The 899-nt window shown below is 46.1% G+C and carries 2 protein-coding genes; both read left to right on the top strand.

The genetic code is table 11. The annotated features are described in order from the left end of the window. On the top strand, positions 1 to 472 hold a 472-nt coding region (gene asnA / locus FHQ23_RS11175; RefSeq protein WP_139614393.1), incomplete at its 5' end, for an aspartate--ammonia ligase. A gap of 162 nt (positions 473 to 634) precedes the next feature. After that, positions 635 to 899: P-II family nitrogen regulator (locus FHQ23_RS11170; protein WP_139614392.1), on the top strand; the 265-nt coding region annotated here is incomplete at its 3' end.

The following is an 899-nucleotide window of genomic DNA, read 5'->3' as shown; positions in this document are numbered from 1 at the left end:
GCGCCGCTATCCGAATATGAGCGGCAAAGAGCGCGAAAGTGCGGTCTGCAAAGAGTTTGGGGCAGTATTTTTAATCGGAATCGGTGGCAAGCTGTCGGATGGCAAGCCGCATGATGGACGAGCGCCGGATTATGATGATTGGACCACACCAAGCGAAGGCGAATATAAAGGCTTGAACGGTGATATTCTGGTGTGGAATCCGGTGTTGCAATCGGCATTTGAGCTGTCCTCAATGGGGATTCGAGTTGATGAAGCCGCACTTCGGCATCAGTTGGCGTTGACTAACAACGAAGAACGCGCTGAATTTCCTTGGCATCAGGATTTGCTGAACGGCAGATTGCCGCAATCGATCGGTGGTGGTATCGGACAGTCGCGCATGGCGATGTTGTTGCTGCATAAAGAACATATCGGACAAGTGCAGTCCAGCGTGTGGCCGAAACGGATTATCGATCAGTACGAAAATATTTTGTAAGCAATTTTTTATTATATTCAGCCACATTTTTTAACAGTACATTTTTTATTTTTATTTTTATTTTTTGATATTTACTCGGAAAGCAACCTTTTTTATGTCGTCAGACAAATTAGGTTTGCTCCTCATTTAAGTTTTATTGTATGACTTTCTAAGGAGAAACTTATGAAACAAATCACTGCCATTGTGCAACCCTTCCGTTTAGATGAGATCCGTGAAGCCTTGTCCGATATCGGCATTCAAGGCATCACCGTCACTGAAGTCAAAGGCTTCGGGCGGCAAAAAGGACACACCGAGTTGTATCGTGGTGCCGAATATGCGGTGGATTTCCTGCCTAAAATTTCACTGGATATTGTGTTGAGCGATGAATTGACCGATCAAGCGGTCGAGGTCATCTGCCAGACGGCGCGCACCGGAAAAATCGGTGACG

This window comes from Testudinibacter crocodili, assembly GCF_006228025.1.
Lineage (GTDB): Bacteria > Pseudomonadota > Gammaproteobacteria > Enterobacterales > Pasteurellaceae > Chelonobacter.
The sequence above is the reverse complement of the archived record's forward strand: the minus strand, read 5'-3'. Positions and strand labels throughout refer to the sequence as shown.